This is a genomic window from Archangium sp., assembly GCF_057119385.1.
In genome coordinates, this window is record NZ_DBNGVP010000132.1 from 20,109 (window position 1) to 36,665 (window position 16,557).

Consider the following 16,557-nt stretch of genomic DNA (forward strand, 5'->3'; position numbering starts at 1 on the left):
GCTGAATGGACCTCCTCGACAACGTCATCCAGCCGTACGCCTGGGGCTCGCGGACCGCGATCGCCGAGCTGCTCGGACAACCCTCGCCCTCCGCCGCCTGCCAGGCGGAGCTGTGGATGGGAGCCCACCCGGGTGCCCCGTCGCGCGTGAATCGGCCGACGGGTGGGGTGACGCTGCTGGAGGCGATCCGGAGCTCGCCGGAGCGGGAGCTTGGTGAGCAGGTGACGCGCCGGTTCGGCGCCGAGCTGCCCTTCCTCCTCAAGGTGCTCGCGGCGGAGACCCCGCTGTCCCTGCAGACCCATCCGAGTCTCGTCCAGGCCCGCGAGGGGTTCGCCCGGGAGAACGCGCTCGGCGTGCCGGTGGGCGCCCCGCACCGCAACTACAAGGACGCCAACCACAAGCCCGAGCTCATCTGCGCGCTGACGCCCTTCGATGCGCTGTGTGGCTTCCGGAGCGCCGACGAGACGCTCGCCCTCTTCGATTCGCTCGGCGTGGCCGCCCTCGAGCCGCTGCTCGCCCCGCTGCGCGCGTCGCCCGATGCGAAGGGCGTGGCGCGCATGTTCGAGGCGCTGATGACGCTCCCGCGCGAGCAGCGGTGGCCCCTGGTGGACGCGGTGGTCTCCGCCTGCGCGGCGCACGAAGGGAAGGGCGGCCGCTTCGCCGAGGAGCTGCGGTGGGCCCTGCGGCTCGGCGAGCTCTACGCGGGTGATCCCGGCGTCATCGGCGCGCTGATGCTCAACCTCGTGCGGCTGCGGCCGGGCGAGGCCATCTACCTGTCCGCGGGCAACCTCCACGCGTACCTGCGCGGCGTGGGCGTGGAGATCATGGCCAACTCGGACAACGTGCTGCGCGGCGGGTGCACGCCCAAGCACGTGGACGTCCCCGAGCTGCTCCGCGTGCTGGACTTCCGGTGCGGCCCCATCGGCCTGGTCCCGGCGGCCACCACGGACGGGGTGGAGTTCGTCTACCCCACACCCACGGACGAGTTCCGCCTCTCGCGCTTCCAGCTCCGCCCCGGGGTGTCCGCCCAGCCGCGGCGGCGTGGGCCGGAGATCCTCCTGTGCACCGAGGGCTCCGCCCGGCTGTCCGCCGGGGGCCAGACGCTCGCGTTGCCCCGGGGTGCCTCGGTGTTCGTGAGCGCGGCCGAGGGGGCCTACACGCTCGAGGGCGAGGGCGTCGTCTACCGCGCCACCTCGGGCCTCTGAGGCCAGGTCATTCGGCGGGAGTGCCGCGGCTCCACTTGTCCACGTTGCCGTCGCCATCCAGGTCCTCGCCGATGCGATCGACCTGGTTGTTCTCCCAGTACTCCCAGTAGTCCACGCGCCCGTCCCCGTTGGAGTCCCGCTCCTTCCGGGCCAGCCGCCCCTTCTCGTAGAAGATCCACACGTCCGGCCTGCCGTCCCCGTTCAGGTCGCGCTCCCGCCGGACGTTGATGCCCTTCTCGTAGAAGTAGACCGAGTCCACCTTCCCATCGAAGTCCAGGTCCATCGCCTCGCGCTCGCGCTCCTCGCGGGCGTCGTAGTACGTGGTGAGGTCCACCCGGCCATCCCAGTTGATGTCCAGCTCCTTGCGGACCCTCCGCCCGTCCACGGTGAACACCCACACGTCCGGCTTCTGATCGGCGTTGGTGTCCTTCTCCGTCACCTGCTCGTTGGCGGCTGGCGCCGGGCGGATGGGCTGGGGTGCCACCTCCTCCTTCGCCTGCGCCTCCTCCGGCTTCTTCACGGATTTGTCGGACGCGCACCCACAGAGACCCACCAGGGCGAGCCCCACCACCCACCGGCGCTTCGAGGGCTTTACGACAAGGCTCGAAAACAGCGCTTCAAGGGACATGTAAGTCCATATATTTTCACATATCGCCATGGCCCGAAAGAAGATCAGCACCACCATCTACATCACGCCGGAGCAGAACGATCTGCTCAAGGCGCTGAACCAGAAGACGAAGGTTCCCGTGGCCGAGTACATCCGGCAGGGGATCGATCTCGTGCTGGAGAAGTACAAAGCCCAGTTGCCGGGGCAGGCCTCCTTCGACGAGCTGAGCTGAGCGCCGGGGCATGAGCATGAGCAAGAGCATGAAGGGCCAGCGGGTGGTGGTGCTCGGAGGCGCGGGCTTCGTGGGCTCGCACCTGTGCGAGCGGTTGCTGGACGATGGCGCGGCGGGCGTGGTGTCCGTGGACAACTACATCACCGGGGCCGAGGCCAACGTGGCGCACCTGCGGGGCCGCGCGGGCTTCGAGCTGGTGAAGCAGGACATCACCGAGGGGCTCTCGGTGGACGGGCCGGTGAACTACGTCTTCAACATGGCCTCGCCGGCCTCGCCCATCGACTACGCGAAGCTGCCGCTGGAGACGATGCGGGTGGGCTCGGTGGGCACGGAGAACGGGCTGAAGCTGGCTCGGGCCAAGGGCGCGGTGTTCCTCCAGGCCTCCACCTCGGAGGTGTACGGGGATCCGCACGTGCACCCGCAGCGCGAGGACTACTGGGGCAACGTGAATCCCATCGGCCCGCGCGCCTGCTACGACGAGGCCAAGCGCTACGCCGAGGCGCTCACCATGGTGTACGCCCGCTCGTATGGCGTGCAGACGCGCATCGTCCGCATCTTCAACACCTACGGGCCGCGCATGCGGCTCAACGACGGGCGCGTGGTGCCGGCCTTCGTGGGCCAGGCCCTGCGCGGCGAGGACTTCACCGTCTTCGGCGAGGGCACCCAGACGCGCTCCTTCTGCTACGTGCGCGACCTGGTGGACGGCCTGGTGCGGCTGGCCCTCTCGGACGTCATCGAGCCGGTCAACATCGGGAATCCCCGCGAGATGACCATGCTCGAGTTCGCCGAGGCGGTGCGGGCCGCGGCGGGTGGGGGAGGCAACATCGTCCACAAGCCGCTGCCCAAGGACGACCCCAAGCAGCGTCGTCCGGACATCACCCGGGCCCGGCAGCTGCTCGGGTGGGAGCCGAGGGTACCCCTGGAGGAGGGTCTGCGGGAGACGATTGGCTGGTTCCGATCGGTTGCCGGAAGGGGCTCCACCCCCTAACTTTCGCGCCAAACTTTCTCATTGGATGGCCACCTGGGAGTGGCGGGAGCGGCACGTTGAAAGTCCTGGTGACTGGTGGTGCGGGATTCATCGGCTCGCACGTGTGCGACGCCTTCGTGCGCGCGGGGCATGAGGTCATCGCCCTCGACAATCTGTCGAGTGGCAAGAAGGAGAACCTGGACCCCCGGGTGCGTCTGGAGGTCATGGACATCCGGGCCCCGGAGGCCGCGCAGCTCATCCGCGCCGAGCGCCCCCAGGTGATGTGCCACCTGGCCGCGCAGATGGACGTGCGCCGCAGCGTGGAGGATCCCCGCTTCGACGCCGAGGCCAACATCCTGGGCTTCCTCAACCTGCTGGAGGCCTCGCGGGTGGCGGGTGTCCAGAAGGTGGTGTTCAGCTCGACCGGCGGGGCCATCTACGGCGAGCAGGACGTCTTCCCCGCGCCCGAGACCCACGCCACCCGGCCGGTGTCGCCGTATGGCGTCTCCAAGGCCTCGGGTGAGCTGTACCTCGGCTACTACAAGGCCCAGTACGGGCTGAACTACGTGGCCCTGCGGTACGCCAATGTGTACGGCCCCCGGCAGAACCCGCATGGCGAGGCCGGCGTGGTGTCCATCTTCTGCCAGCGCCTGCTCGGCGGCCGCGAGTGCACCATCTACGGCGAGGGCAAGCAGACGCGCGACTTCGTCTACGTGGAGGACGTGGCGCGGGCCAACGTGCTGGCGGTGGAGAAGGACTACTCGGGCGCCATCAACATCGGCACCAGCGTGGAGACGGACATCAACCGGCTCTACACCCTGCTGGCCCAGTCGGCCGGGGTGGACAAGCCCGCCCTCCATGCCCCCGGCAAGCCGGGCGAGCAGCTGCGCTCCTGCGTGGACAACGCCCTGGCCCGCCGGGTGCTCGGCTGGCAGCCCACCGTGGAGCTCCCCGAGGGGCTTCGCCGCACGGTGTCGTTCTTCCGCGAGCACACCTCCCGCTAGCCCCCCCGTCCACCCTGCGGGGGAGGGGAGCCGGCCCGGCGTCGTTCTGGTTGCACGCCGGGTGCGCGGACGCATGGATTTTGGTGGGGTTCGGTGTTACTCAAGCCGGCTTCGACGTAGCCCGAGGCCCCCCTACCCATGCCGGCCGACAACGCTCACATCCGAAACTTCTCGATCATCGCCCACATCGACCATGGGAAGTCCACCCTGGCCGATCGCCTGCTCGGTGCCACTGGCACGGTGACCAAGCGCGAGGCGCAGGACCAGTTCCTCGACAACATGGAGCTGGAGCGCGAGCGCGGCATCACCATCAAGGCCCAGTCCGTGCGGATGAACTACACCGCCAACGACGGCCAGAAGTACGTGCTCAACCTCATCGACACCCCGGGACACGTGGACTTCGCCTACGAGGTGAGCCGCTCGCTCGCCGCCTGCGAGGGTGCCCTCCTGGTGGTGGATGCCTCCCAGGGCGTCGAGGCCCAGACGCTCGCCAACGTCTACATGGCGCTGGATCACAACCTGGAGATCATCCCGGTCATCAACAAGATCGACCTGCCGAGCGCCGACGTGGAGCGCACGCGCCAGGAGATCGAGGACGTGATCGGCATCGACGCCTCCGTCGCCGTGCCGGCCTCCGCCAAGGAGGGCATCGGCATCAAGGAGATCCTGGAGGCGGTGGTGAAGAACGTGCCGCCGCCCTCGGGCGATCCGGCGGCCCCGCTCCGGGCCCTCATCTTCGACAGCTGGTACGACAACTACCGCGGCGTCGTGACGCTGGTGCGCGTGCTCGAGGGCACGCTCAAGCTCAAGCAGAAGATCAAGCTGTGGAGCAACAACAAGGTCTTCGAGGTGCAGGAGCTGGGCGTCTTCAGCCCGTTCTCCCGCCCGGTGCCCCAGCTGATGGCCGGCGAGGTGGGCGTGCTGGTGGCCAACGTGAAGGAGCTCCAGGACGCCAAGGTGGGTGACACCGTGACGGAGGAGCTGCGTCCCACGGACGCGCCCTTCCCGGGCTTCAAGGAAGTGAAGCCCATGGTGTTCTCCGGCATCTTCCCGGTGGACTCCGAGCAGTACGAGGGCCTGCGCGACGCGCTCGGCAAGCTCAAGCTCAACGACGCGGCCTTCACCTACGAGCCCGAGTCCTCCACGGCGCTCGGCTTCGGCTTCCGCTGCGGCTACCTGGGCCTGCTCCACATGGAGATCGTCCAGGAGCGTCTGGAGCGTGAGTACAACCTGTCGCTCATCACCACGGCGCCCTCGGTGGTGTACCGCATCACCGACTCGCAGGGCGCGGTGCTGCACGTGGACAACCCGGCCAAGCTGCCGCCGGTGCAGAAGATCGCCAGGTTCGAGGAGCCCGTCCTCACCTGCCACATCCACGTGCCCAACGACTACCTGGGCGCGGTGCTCAAGCTGTGCCAGGACCGGCGCGGCGTGCAGAAGGACATGAAGTACCTGGGCAGCAGCGGCACGCGCGTGCAGGTGACGTACGAGATGCCGCTGGCCGAGGTCGTCTTCGACTTCTTCGACAAGCTCAAGAGCGTCACGCGCGGCTACGCCAGCCTCGACTACGAGCTGGCCGGCTACGTGGAGGCGGACCTGGTGCGTCTGGACATCCTCATCAACGGGGATCCGGTGGACGCGCTCAGCGTCATCGTCCACAAGGAGCGCGCCTACCAGCGCGGCCGCGAGGTGTGCCAGAAGCTCAAGGAAGTCATCCCGAAGCAGATGTACGAGGTGGCCATCCAGGGCGCCATCGGCGCGAAGATCATCTCGCGTGAAACCATCTCCGCCATCCGCAAGAACGTGCTCGCCAAGTGCTACGGCGGCGACATCAGCCGCAAGCGCAAGCTCCTCGAGAAGCAGAAGGAGGGCAAGAAGCGCATGAAGCAGGTGGGCTCGGTGGAGATCCCGCAGGAGGCGTTCCTCGCGGTGCTGAAGACGGAGGAATAGGTCACCATGTCCACCACCAGCGCGACCAACACCGCCGAGGGGCTCGAGGCCTCCATGGCCGCCCGCCGGACGCCGGAGCAGCTCAAGGCCAGCCGCGCGCTGCTGTGGCGCGAGCTCCTCACCAGCCTGTGGGCGCCCCTGGTGGTCCTCGGGGTGGCGCTCATCCCCTACATCATCCTCATCGAGTTCGTGCCCGCCTCGGCCAGCTGGGCCCAGCCGCTCATGCAGGGCCTGGCGGGGTTGATGCTGCTCTACTTCCTCGGGCTGATGGTGCTGCGCTTCGCGCTGCCCAGGCAGAGCCGCTTGCGCCACCTGCGGCACGAGGCGCGTGAGCTCATCGGGGAGATCGAGCGCATCCACAAGCGCGTCCCGGGGAAGATCCCCGCCGAGTCGTCCACGCGGCTGGCCGAGCAGGCCATGCAGGTGGAGGCCGCCTCGCTGGCCGGGGACGCCGAGCGGCTGGAGAAGGAGACGAAGGCGCTCGACACGCTGGCCACCCAGCTGCTGGGGGCCTTCCGCAAGCAGGATCTCGGGGACCTGGTCTCGGGCTTCGCCAAGGCGCTGGCCATCGCGGTCATCATCCGCGTCTTCATCATCGAGCCGTACCGCATCCCGTCTGGCTCCATGCTGCCCACGCTGGAGATCGGCGATCAGGTCTTCATCAACAAGTTCATCTATGGGGTGCGGCTGCCGTACACCAACTACGTGCCCTTCCAGATCGTCCGCCCGCCGGCGCGGGGAGACGTCATCGTCTTCAACAACCCGGTGCAGCAGGATCTGGACTTCATCAAGCGCGTGGTGGGCATCCCCGGGGACAAGGTGGAGCTCATCAACGGCGAGGTCTTCATCAACGGCGTGCCCCAGCCGCGCACGTTGGTGAACGAGGACCAGATCGTCTACAACAAGCAGGACAACACGCCCTGGTACCCGGAGCACCTGCGGCTGTACCACGAGAACCTGGACGGCAAGGTGCACTCGGTGCTGCAGCCGGGGAGCGTGGCCCGCATGGAGCACGAGGGGCCGTACGTCGTTCCCCCCGGCCACGTCTTCGTCATGGGTGACAACCGGGAGAACAGCCTGGACAGCCGCTACGGCCTGGGCTCCGGCCGGGGCGTGGAGTTCGTCCCGTACGGCCACATCAAGGGCAAGGCCATGGTCGTCTGGATGGCCCTCGGGTATGGCGGCTGGTTCAGCAACTTCTTCGAGGGCACCGGACTGCGGACCGACCGGCTGTTCGAGCCGGTGCGTTGAAACCCGCCGCGATGCTTGACGCCCCGCGCGTGCCGCTGCTACGCGGGGGCCTCATGCGTCATCCCTCAGGGAAGATCAGCTTTGGCGGCCTGGTGCTCCTCACCCTCGTCGCGGGGGGGCTCTATTTCAGCGTGATGCTCCTCCCCGTGTACGCGGACAACTTCGACGTGAAGGAAGCCGTCGCGGTGGCCTTCAACCGGGCCCCGACGTCCGACGACGACTCGTTGCGCCGGGTGATCATCGAGCGCACCAGCCAGGTGGGCAACCACTGGGACACGGACAAGTTCGACCAGGACGTCCTCGTTCCCGGGCTCGGCCTGACGGACGAGAACATCACCATCGAGCGCAGCACCGTCTCGCCGGAGGTGCGCATCGAGGTGGAGTACACGCGCCAGGTGCAGTTGAAGCCCACCCAACACATCCGGGTCCTGCGCTTCCATGTGGTGAAGGAAGGCATTCCCGGTAGGTAGCGCCCAGGGGCACCGATGAGACACCTGTTGGGAATCGAGGGCCTGCGGCGCGCGGACATCGAGGCGCTGCTCGGCCGGGCCGAGGCGCACCTGCACGGTGGGCCGGATGCCTCGCACGTGCTGCGGGGCAGGGTGATCGCCAACCTCTTCTTCGAGGACTCCACGCGCACCCGCACCTCCTTCGAGATGGCGGCCCACGCGCTCGGCGCCGAGGTGCTCAACTGGACGACGGCGGGCTCCTCCGTCTCCAAGGGCGAGACGCTGCTGGACACGGTGCGCAACATCGAGGCCACGGGCCCGGTGGCGCTCATCATCCGGCACCGCTCCTCGGGGGCTCCGCACCTGGTGGCGCGCCACGTGCGCTGCGCCGTCGTCAACGCGGGGGACGGCACCCACGAGCACCCCTCGCAGGCGCTGCTGGACGCCTTCACGCTGCGCCGCCGCTGGGGCAGCCTGGACGGGCGCACGGTGCTCATCGTGGGGGACATCCTCCACAGCCGCGTGGCCCGCTCCAACCTGCACTGCCTCACCACGCTGGGCGCGAAGGTGGTGCTGTGCGGCCCGCCCACGCTGCTGCCGCCCGGCCTGGAGTCCTTCGGCGCCGAGGTCACCACGAACCTGGACGCCGCGCTGCCCCGCGCCGACGCCGTCATGTGCCTGCGCGTGCAGTCGGAGCGGCAGGGGGAGAACTTCTTCCCGTCGGCGCGTGAGTTCTCCCGCATGTACGGGCTCAACGCCGCCCGCGCCGAGCGGCTCAAGCCGGAGGCGCTCGTGATGCATCCCGGTCCCATGAACCGGGGGGTGGAGATCGCCCCCGCGGTGGCGGATGGGCCTCGCAGTGTGATCCTGGAGCAGGTGGCGCATGGTGTGGCCGTGCGCCGCGCCATCCTCGAGGAGGTGTGCCGGTGAGCTCGACGATTCTGCTGAGCCGCGGGCGGGTGGTGGATCCGCGCAACGGCGTGGACGGTGTGCGGGACGTGCTGGTGCGCGACGGCGTCATCGCCGAGGTGTCCGAGGCGCCCCTGAAGGTGCGGGACGCGCGGGTGGTGGACGCCACGGGCAAGCTGGTGCTGCCGGGCTTCATCGACCTGCACGTGCACCTGCGCGAGCCGGGCGAGGAGGGCAAGGAGACGGTCCTCACCGGCTGCATGGCGGCGGTGGCGGGCGGCTTCACCGCGGTGGTGGCCATGCCCAACACCAAGCCCGTCAACGACAGCGTGCTCGTCAGCGAGTACGTGAAGGCCAAGGCCCGCGAGGCGCGGCTGTGCCACGTGTACCTGGCGGGCGCCATCACCAAGGGCCTCCAGGGCGAGGAGATGGCGGAGATGGGGGCGCTCGTCGGCGCCGGCTGCGTCTGCATCACCGACGACGGCCGCCCGGTGATGAACGCCGGCCTCATGCGCCGCGCCCTCCAGTACGCCCAGCTCTTCAACCTCCCCGTCATGGTGCACGAGGAGGATCTGACGCTCTCGGGCAAGGGCGTGATGAACGAGGGCCGCGCCTCCACGCGCCTGGGCCTCGCCGGCATCCCCCCCTCGGCCGAGGTGGCCATGGTGGCGCGGGACATGGTGCTCCTGGAGGAGACGAAGGGGCGGCTGCACGTCGCCCATGTCTCCTGCGAGGGCAGCGTGCGCCTCATCCGCGAGGCCAGGCGCCGCGGCCTCAACGTCACCGCCGAGGCCACCCCGCACCACTTCATCCTGGATGACGAGGCCGTGGGCGCCTACGACACCCACGCCCGCATGAATCCGCCCCTGCGCACCCGCCGCGACATCGAGGCCGTGCGCGAGGGGCTCGTCGACGGCACCATCGACGCCATCGCCACGGACCACGCGCCCCACGGGGTGCTGGAGAAGCAGGTGGAGTTCGACAAGGCGTGGAATGGCGTGGTGGGGCTGGAGACGGCCCTGGGCCTGACGCTCTCCCTGGTGCGCGAGGGCGTGATGAGCCTGCAGCGGGCGGTGGCCCTGCTGACGGACGGGCCCGCGAGGGCATTCGGGCTGCCGGGCGGCCATCTGGCCGTCGGGGCTCCAGCGGACGTCACGGTGGTGGAGCCGGACGCGGAGTGGACGGTGGATTCGGCGCGGTTCTTCTCCCGCAGCCGGAACACCCCCTTCCATGGCCGGCGTTTGACGGGCCGGGTCGCCCAGACGTGGGTGTCCGGGCGGCTCGTCTTCGAGGACGGTCAGATCAAGGAGTCCAGGTGATGAAGCGGGCAGTGCTGGCATTGGCGGATGGCACCACCTTCGAGGGTCGCGCGCTCGGCGCCTCCGGCGAGACGGTGGGTGAGGTGGTGTTCAACACGTCGATGACCGGCTACCAGGAGATCCTCACGGATCCCTCGTACGTCGGGCAGATCGTCACCATGGCGTACCCCGAGATGGGCAACGTGGGCGCCAACCCCGGGGATCAGGAGTCCGTGAAGCCGCACGCCGTGGGCATGGTGGTGCGCAACTCCTCGGAGCAGCACTCCAACTGGCGCGCCCAGGAGACGCTCGACGTCTACCTGAAGCGCCATGGGATTGTGGGCATCGAGGGCATCGACACCCGGCGCCTGGTGCGGCACGTGCGCACGCACGGCGCGCAGATGGGCGTCATCTCCACCGAGGACCACTCGCCGGCCGCGCTCGTGGAGCGGGCCCGCAAGGCGCGCGGCATGGAGGGATTGGATCTCGCCACCGGCGTGTCCACCCAGGAGCCCTACCTCTTCACCACCCCCAGCCCGAACCTGCTCGGCGAGGTGGAGCGTCCCGCCCCCGAGCTGCGCTTCGACGTGGTGGCCTATGACTACGGCCTCAAGCGCTCCATGCTCCACTTCCTGGTGGATGTGGGCTGCCGCGTGAAGGTGGTGCCCGCCGGCACCACCGCCGAGGCCGTGCTCGCCGAGAAGCCCCACGGCATCTTCCTCGCCAACGGCCCGGGAGATCCCGCCGCCGTGAAGGGCGCCGACAAGGTCGTGGCCGGCCTGCTCGGCAAGGTGCCCGTCTTCGGCATCTGCCTGGGGCACCAGATCCTGGCGCTCGCCCTGGGCGGCCGGACGTACAAGATGAAGTTCGGCCACCGGGGGGCCAACCAGCCAGTCAAGGACCTGACCACCGGCAAGGTGGAGATCACCTCGCAGAACCACGGCTTCGCGGTGGATGATGCGAGCGTGAAGGGCAAGGCGGTGGTGAGCCACATCAACCTCAACGACGGAACCGTCGAGGGGCTGAGCATCCCCGACGCCCGCGCCTTCAGCGTGCAGTATCACCCGGAAGCTTCGCCCGGACCTCACGACGCCCGGTACCTGTTCTCACGTTTCGCGAAGCTCATGGCCGGAGAGTAGGATCTCGCAGCCCCATGGACTCCCCCCTTTCGCCGCTGTCGTATCAGCCCTATCTCGATCAGCTCATCGCCTTTGGGAGCCAGGAGTCACGCAAGCCCGACCTGCTGGAGGCCAAGGCGGAGTACCTCCGCCTCACCGGCGAGGTCTTCGAGGACGACAAGATCTTCGAGCTGCGGATGGCGTCCTTCCTGGACTTCTATCTGTTCGATCGAGTCTCGCCGATCTCCAAGCTGACGCCCGCCGCCGAGCTGTACCAGCTGCGGCTGCAGGGCGCCTCGCCCGAGGAGGCCAACGCCTTCCGCTGCTTCACGGAGACCGTCCACGGCCTCTTCGAGGTGCGCAAGCTGGGCAAGGGCCTCGTGCGTCTGCGTGAGCTCTTCTCCGGCAAGGACTTCGACGTCACCGAGCGCCGCACCGTGGCGGGCCTCGAGACGGGCGATGTGCTGGAGGCCCGGCTGATTCCCTTCGCCGGGCACCTGCTGTTCTCCTCGGCGTTCTGCTTCCACCCTCGCGTCGCCGTGAAGTCCATCAAGGCCGAGGTCAAGCGCCGCAAGAAGAAGGAGCCGGATCGTCCTCCCGCGGAGCTCGTCTGGGAGTGCGCCCGGCGCGCCGTGAAGGTCGAGCGCTACAAGCAGATCGCCATCGAGCGCATCTACGACTTCTCGCAGACCACGCCCTGGCTGGCCTCGGCGAGCTAGGGACGTACAGGGGGGCTCACGGGTTCAACCTTGGACCCGTGGCACCCTCACCCCGGGGGGCTTGCCCCCCCCTTTGAACGACGGGGGGATCCTCTCCCGGGGGGAGAGGGGAAATGTGTCAGGGTGGTTGGGATGAACGGGTTCAGATGCGATGGACCGACATCATGTTGGTGCGCCCCGGCTCGTTGAGCGGCACGCCGGCGACGATCACCACGGGCGTCCCCACCTTGCAGATGCCCTCCTCGTGGCACAGCCGCCGCACCTGCCGCAGCATCGCGTCCGTCGACTGCAGGCGGCCCACCTGCAACGCCTTCACGCCCCAGTAGAGCGCCATCCGGTTCACCGTGTCCGGGTTCGGCGTCAGCGCGATGATCTGCGCTGTGGGCCGGAACTCGGAGATGAGCCGCGCCGTCAGGCCCCGCTCCGTGTACGCCACGATGGTGCCGATCTTCATCTGCTCGGCCGCCGCCACCGCCGCCGCCGCCACGCCCGTGGAGATGTCGTCCTTGGCGTCCGGGAAGGGCGGGTGCTCCATGTTCCTCACCACCCCGGACTCCGTCTCCTCGACGATCCGCGCCATGGTGGCCGCCGCCTGCACCGGGTACTTGCCCGCCGCCGTCTCCCCCGAGAGCATCACCGCGTCCGCTCCGTCCAGGATGGCGTTGGCCACGTCCGACACCTCGGCGCGCGTGGGCCTCGCGTTGTTCACCATGCTCTCCAGCATCTCCGTGGCGACGATGACCAGGCCTCCCATCCGGTTCACCGTGCGCACCATGCGCTTCTGGATGGCCGGCAGCTTCTCCAGCGGCATCTCCACGCCCAGGTCACCTCGCGCCACCATGATGCCGTCCGCCGCGCGCGAGATCGCGTCCAGGTCCGCCACCGCCTGTGGCTTCTCGATCTTGGCGATCAGCGGCGTGTTGCGCTTCGCCACCAGCTTGCGCGCTTGATGGATGTCGTTCGCCGTGCGCACGAAGGAGAGCGCCACGTAGTCCACGCCCACCTCCTGCCCGAACGCCAGGTCCTCCGCGTCCTTCTCGGTGATGGTGGGCACCGACACGTGCGCCCCGGGCAGGTTGAGGCCCTTGTGGTCCTTCAGCAGCCCGCCCAGTTCCACGGTACAGGTCACGTCCCGGCCCTGGACCTTCTTCACCCTCAGCCGCACCCGCCCGTCGTCCAGCAGGATGGGGTGCCCTGGCTCCACGTCCTTGGGCAGCGAGCGGATGGGCGTGGGGATGATGTTCTCGTGCCCCAGCAGCTCCCGCGTGGTCACCACCACCGTCTGGCCCGTCTTCACCTCCAGGCAGCCCCCCTCGAACTTGCCCAGGCGGATCTTCGGGCCCTGGATGTCCTGGAGGATGGCCACCGGCACGCCCAGCTTCTTGGAGGCCCGGCGGATCAGATTCACCCGGCGGCGGTGCTGGTCGTGCGTCCCGTGCGAGAAGTTGAGCCGCGCCACGTTCATCCCGGAGCGGATGAGTTCCTCGATGACCTCGGCCGAGTCCGAGGACGGCCCCAGCGTGCAGATGATCTTCGCCTTGCGCATGGACGCACATCCTAGGCGCCCGGCGCCGCCTTGACAGCTTTGCGTCCTCGGGAATACTTGGCGCCAACGCGGGCGACAGCGACGGCGTCGGCGGAAGCAGTCCTCGGTTTCACGGCTTCGTGCCCACGTCGCGAGAAAGCCCGGCGTCCCTGGAGGGGGGGCCGGGCTTTCGCCTTTGCGGGGTGCTGTTCTCGCGTGAGCGCCTGCTCAGAGGCTGATCTCGTCCGTCTTGCCGGGCGCCAGCTTCGGGGCCAGGCCCGGCGGCGGCAGGCCGTGGTGCGGATCCATCGGCGGCTCATCCGGCACCGGCTCGTCCATCAGGTTCGGGTCGCCGCTGCCGCCCACGCCCGGGCCGCCCTCGCGCAGCGCGTCGATCTCCTCGCGGCTGATGCCGGCCTCGTCCAGCACCTTGCGCGTCACCATGATGCGCGCCTCGCCATCCAGCGCCATGGCGATGGAGTCCGAGGGCCTCGCGTCCAGCGTCACCTTGCGCTTGCCCTGCTCGAGGAAGACGCGGCCCGTGTAGATGTCATCGCGCAGGTCGTCGATGCGCACCTCGGTCACCTTGGCGCCCAGCTCCGTCACCACCGAGCCGAGCAGATCCTGCGACAGCGGCTGCGGCGGCCTCAGGTGCGCCAGCCGGAAGGCGATGGCCACCGCGGCCGACTCGTCCACGAAGATGGGCAGCACCAGCGCCCCGTCCTCCGTGGTGAGCACCACCGCATGCGTCTGCGCCTCGACGAGCGGAATCACGTCCCGAACCTGGAGGCGCACCAGCTCCTTGCAGGCGGCGGGATTTCCTCCCTGCTTGGGAACGCAGGCCTCGCTGTCCTTCGTCGCGGCGGTGGCGTGCGCGGGTGGAGCGCCAAAGCCGGGAAGCAGCAGCACTCCCAGGGCGAGCAGCGCGGCGGACAGCGGGGCGAGGACGAAAGCGGCAGGGATGGACGTTTTCACCCTGCAAACGTGTGCATGTGCGCCGGGGGCGGGAGGGCGCCGATTCGTGCCCGCCTGCTCCCCAGCCTCACGCGTCCCGCACCCCACGAAAACCGCGAGGGCTGGGTAGACGGGCGGGCGTCAGCGCTCGTCCTCGTCCTCGTCGTAGTCCTCCTCGTCCTCGACGTCCTCGTCCTCGTCGAAGTCGAGCTCCTCGTCATCGGACTCCTCGTCCTCGTCGGACTCCTCGTCCTCGTCGAGCTCGTCCTCCAGCTCCTCGGTTTCCAGTGCCATCGAGACGGCGAAGCGCTTGCCCAGCGCGGCCACCTGGGTCCGCATCTCGGTGAGCGCCGAGACGAAGTCCTCCTGGATGTTCGTGGGGGCCTTCTGACTGCAATGAGGGCAGGCGAGCTTCTCCGTGCCATCAATGAGATCCTGAACATCCAGCTCGAAGGTGCCCTCGCACTTCTGGCAAGTCAGATCGATCGTCATGTGCGTGGCGCGGAATACATAGGGCTCTGGTGACCTGTCAACGCCCGTGGCGAGCCGCCACATGGTTTCAGTAGCCTCGGATTCCCTATGGACACTCCCAGGACGATGGTGCATGCGCTGCATGATCAGGCCAGCCGGCGGCAGCACCGTCCGGCCCTGTGGACGCGCAAGGGGCGCACGTATGTGCCCACCTCGTGGCACGACTATGCCACCCGGGTGAAGCGCTTCGCCCTGGGGTTGTGCTCGCTGGGCTTCCAGCGGGGAAGCGCCTTGCCCCTCCTGTCCTTCAACCGCGAGGAGTGGTTGGTGGCGGACCTGGCCGCCATGGCCCTGGGCGGCGTCCCCGTGGGCGTCTACGTCACCAGCAGCCCCGAGCAGGTCCAATACCTCGTGGAGCACTGCGAGGCGGGCCACCTGGTGGTGGAGAACGAGCAGCACCTGGCCACCGCCCTCGCCGTGCGCGAGCGGGTGCCCCGGCTGCGCCACATCATCATCCTGGACCCTCCCGAGGCCCCGCTCCCGCAGGGCGTGCTGAGCTACGCCGAGGTGCTGGCGCGCGGCACCGGCATCGACGAGGGGCCCTACTGGGACGCCGTCAACGCGCTCCAGCCCGAGGGGCTCGCCACCCTCATCTACACCTCGGGGACCACCGGCAACCCCAAGGGCGTCATGCTCAGCCACCAGAACCTCGTCTGGACGGCCACGCACCTCATGCGCGCCACCCGGATGGCCGAGGACGACGAGGCGCTCCTGTCGTACCTGCCGCTGGCCCACATCGCCGAGCAGATGCTCAGCATCCATGGGCCCCTGCTCGTGGGGGCGGAGGTGTACTTCGCGCGCTCCCTGGAGAAGGTGCCCGAGGACCTGCGCGATGCCCGGCCCACCGTCTTCTTCGGCGTGCCCCGCGTCTGGGAGAAGCTCAAGGGCCGTCTCGAGGAGGCGCTCCGCGAGCTGCCCGCCGCCCGCCAGAGCGCCGTGGGCTGGGCCCGCGGAGTGGCCGTCCAGCGCAACGCGCTCGTCCTGTGCCACGAGCGCGTGCCCCTGTACCTGGAGGGCCAGTACCAGCTCGCCCGCCGCACCGTCTTCCCGGCCCTGCTCTCGAGGCTCGGCTTCGAGCGCACCCACTTCTTCTGCAGTGGTGCCGCCCCCATCGGCCGCGACGTGCTCGAGTTCTTCTCCTCGCTCGACATCGTCATCCGCGAGGTCTACGGCCAGTCCGAGGTCAGCGGGCCCACCACCCTCAACACCCCCGACGCCACGCGCCTGGGCACGCTCGGGCGTCCGCTGCTCGGCGTGGAGGTCCTCATCGCCGAGGACGGGGAGATCCTCGTGCGCGGCGGCGGCGTCTGCCAGGGCTACTACAAGGACCCCGCCGCCACCGCCCAGCTGCTCCAGGATGGCTGGTTGCACTCGGGCGACGTGGGACACCTCGACTCCGAGGGCTTCCTGCACATCACCGGCCGCAAGAAGGAGATCATCGTCACCTCCGGCGGCAAGAAGACCGCGCCCGCGCACATCGAGCTGCTGCTGAAGGCCGTGGCTCCCGTGGGCCATGCGCTCGTCCTCGGCGAGCGGCGCAATTACCTCGTAGCGCTTCTCACCCTGGAGCCCGAGCGGGCCCGCTCCCTCGCTCGCCAGAATGGCTGGCCCGAGGACCTCTCCGCCCTCGCCGCCGATCCCCGCCTGCGCCAGCACCTGCACGAGGTCATCGAGCGCGAGGTGAACCCGCGGCTCGCCCGCTTCGAGACCATCAAGCGCTTCGCCGTCCTCGCCGAGGACTTCTCCATCTCCAACGGCGCGCTCACCCCCAGCATGAAGATGCGCCGCCAGCTCATTGAGGCCCGGTACAAGGATCTCATCGACTCCCTGTACTCGGA

The 16,557-nt window shown here is 69.0% G+C and carries 16 protein-coding genes; 12 read left to right on the forward strand and 4 right to left on the reverse strand.

The features are described 5' to 3' along the window. The first annotated feature begins 5 nt into the window (after window positions 1–5). Window positions 6–1,205 (forward strand): mannose-6-phosphate isomerase, class I, encoded by a 1,200-nt coding sequence (manA, locus tag AC16DP_RS32295; RefSeq protein ID WP_329728072.1) that lies wholly within the window; start codon window positions 6–8, stop codon window positions 1,203–1,205. Window positions 1,206–1,212: 7 nt separating this feature from the next. Here manA and AC16DP_RS32300 read toward each other — a convergent pair whose 3' ends face one another. Beyond that, the gene (locus AC16DP_RS32300; protein ID WP_329728073.1) at window positions 1,213–1,833 is read right to left on the reverse strand and encodes a hypothetical protein; all 621 of its coding nucleotides are present in this window, start codon (window positions 1,831–1,833) and stop codon (window positions 1,213–1,215) included. 28 nt (window positions 1,834–1,861) lie between these two features. On the opposite strand from AC16DP_RS32300, the gene AC16DP_RS32305 reads away from it, so the two are divergent. The 10 genes from AC16DP_RS32305 to AC16DP_RS32350 all read left to right on the forward strand — a co-directional run bounded on the left by AC16DP_RS32305 (window position 1,862) and on the right by AC16DP_RS32350 (window position 11,709). After that, a complete protein-coding gene (locus tag AC16DP_RS32305; RefSeq protein WP_043408044.1) occupies window positions 1,862–2,044 on the forward strand; it encodes a ribbon-helix-helix domain-containing protein in 183 nt (60 codons plus the stop codon). 28 nt (window positions 2,045–2,072) lie between these two features. Further along, window positions 2,073–3,032 (forward strand): UDP-glucuronic acid decarboxylase family protein, encoded by a 960-nt coding sequence (locus tag AC16DP_RS32310; RefSeq protein ID WP_329728086.1) that lies wholly within the window; start codon window positions 2,073–2,075, stop codon window positions 3,030–3,032. Window positions 3,033–3,088: 56 nt separating this feature from the next. Further along, window positions 3,089–4,015, forward strand: coding sequence for an NAD-dependent epimerase/dehydratase family protein (locus AC16DP_RS32315; RefSeq protein ID WP_329728074.1), 927 nt, complete (start codon window positions 3,089–3,091; stop codon window positions 4,013–4,015). A gap of 138 nt (window positions 4,016–4,153) precedes the next feature. Beyond that, window positions 4,154–5,965 (forward strand): translation elongation factor 4, encoded by a 1,812-nt coding sequence (lepA, locus tag AC16DP_RS32320; RefSeq protein WP_329728075.1) that lies wholly within the window; start codon window positions 4,154–4,156, stop codon window positions 5,963–5,965. Window positions 5,966–5,971: 6 nt separating this feature from the next. Further along, window positions 5,972–7,216, forward strand: coding sequence for a signal peptidase I (gene lepB, locus AC16DP_RS32325; protein ID WP_329728076.1), 1,245 nt, complete (start codon window positions 5,972–5,974; stop codon window positions 7,214–7,216). A 53-nt stretch (window positions 7,217–7,269) separates the two neighbouring features. Further along, window positions 7,270–7,686, forward strand: a complete 417-nt coding sequence (locus AC16DP_RS32330; RefSeq protein ID WP_329728077.1) for a hypothetical protein — start codon at window positions 7,270–7,272, stop codon at window positions 7,684–7,686. A 15-nt stretch (window positions 7,687–7,701) separates the two neighbouring features. Beyond that, window positions 7,702–8,595 carry an aspartate carbamoyltransferase catalytic subunit gene (locus AC16DP_RS32335; protein ID WP_329728078.1) on the forward strand — a complete coding sequence of 298 codons (894 nt, stop codon included), beginning with the start codon at window positions 7,702–7,704 and terminating at the stop codon, window positions 8,593–8,595. Beyond that, complete coding sequence (locus tag AC16DP_RS32340; protein ID WP_329728079.1) at window positions 8,592–9,893, forward strand: dihydroorotase; 1,302 nt, start codon at window positions 8,592–8,594, stop codon at window positions 9,891–9,893. The genes AC16DP_RS32335 and AC16DP_RS32340 overlap by 4 nt, the downstream gene beginning before the upstream one ends. Then, window positions 9,893–11,011, forward strand: a complete 1,119-nt coding sequence (carA, locus tag AC16DP_RS32345; RefSeq protein WP_329728080.1) for a glutamine-hydrolyzing carbamoyl-phosphate synthase small subunit — start codon at window positions 9,893–9,895, stop codon at window positions 11,009–11,011. The genes AC16DP_RS32340 and carA overlap by 1 nt, the downstream gene beginning before the upstream one ends. Window positions 11,012–11,025: 14 nt before the next feature. Next, on the forward strand, window positions 11,026–11,709 hold the full coding sequence (locus AC16DP_RS32350) for a DUF7986 domain-containing protein (RefSeq protein WP_329728081.1): 684 nt from the start codon (window positions 11,026–11,028) through the stop codon (window positions 11,707–11,709). Between the two features lie 142 nt (window positions 11,710–11,851). On the opposite strand, the gene pyk is transcribed toward AC16DP_RS32350, so the two are convergent. The 3 genes from pyk to AC16DP_RS32365 all read right to left on the reverse strand — a co-directional run bounded on the left by pyk (window position 11,852) and on the right by AC16DP_RS32365 (window position 14,680). Continuing rightward, window positions 11,852–13,255, reverse strand: coding sequence for a pyruvate kinase (gene pyk / locus AC16DP_RS32355; RefSeq protein ID WP_329728082.1), 1,404 nt, complete (start codon window positions 13,253–13,255; stop codon window positions 11,852–11,854). Between the two features lie 207 nt (window positions 13,256–13,462). Next, window positions 13,463–14,209 (reverse strand): bifunctional nuclease family protein, encoded by a 747-nt coding sequence (locus AC16DP_RS32360; RefSeq protein ID WP_329728083.1) that lies wholly within the window; start codon window positions 14,207–14,209, stop codon window positions 13,463–13,465. Window positions 14,210–14,329: 120 nt separating this feature from the next. Further along, a complete protein-coding gene (locus tag AC16DP_RS32365; protein ID WP_329728084.1) occupies window positions 14,330–14,680 on the reverse strand; it encodes a hypothetical protein in 351 nt (116 codons plus the stop codon). A gap of 87 nt (window positions 14,681–14,767) precedes the next feature. Between AC16DP_RS32365 and AC16DP_RS32370 the strand changes: the two genes are divergently transcribed. Then, window positions 14,768–16,557 (forward strand): AMP-dependent synthetase/ligase (locus AC16DP_RS32370; RefSeq protein WP_483956914.1); only part of this gene is annotated, 1,790 nt, incomplete at its 3' end.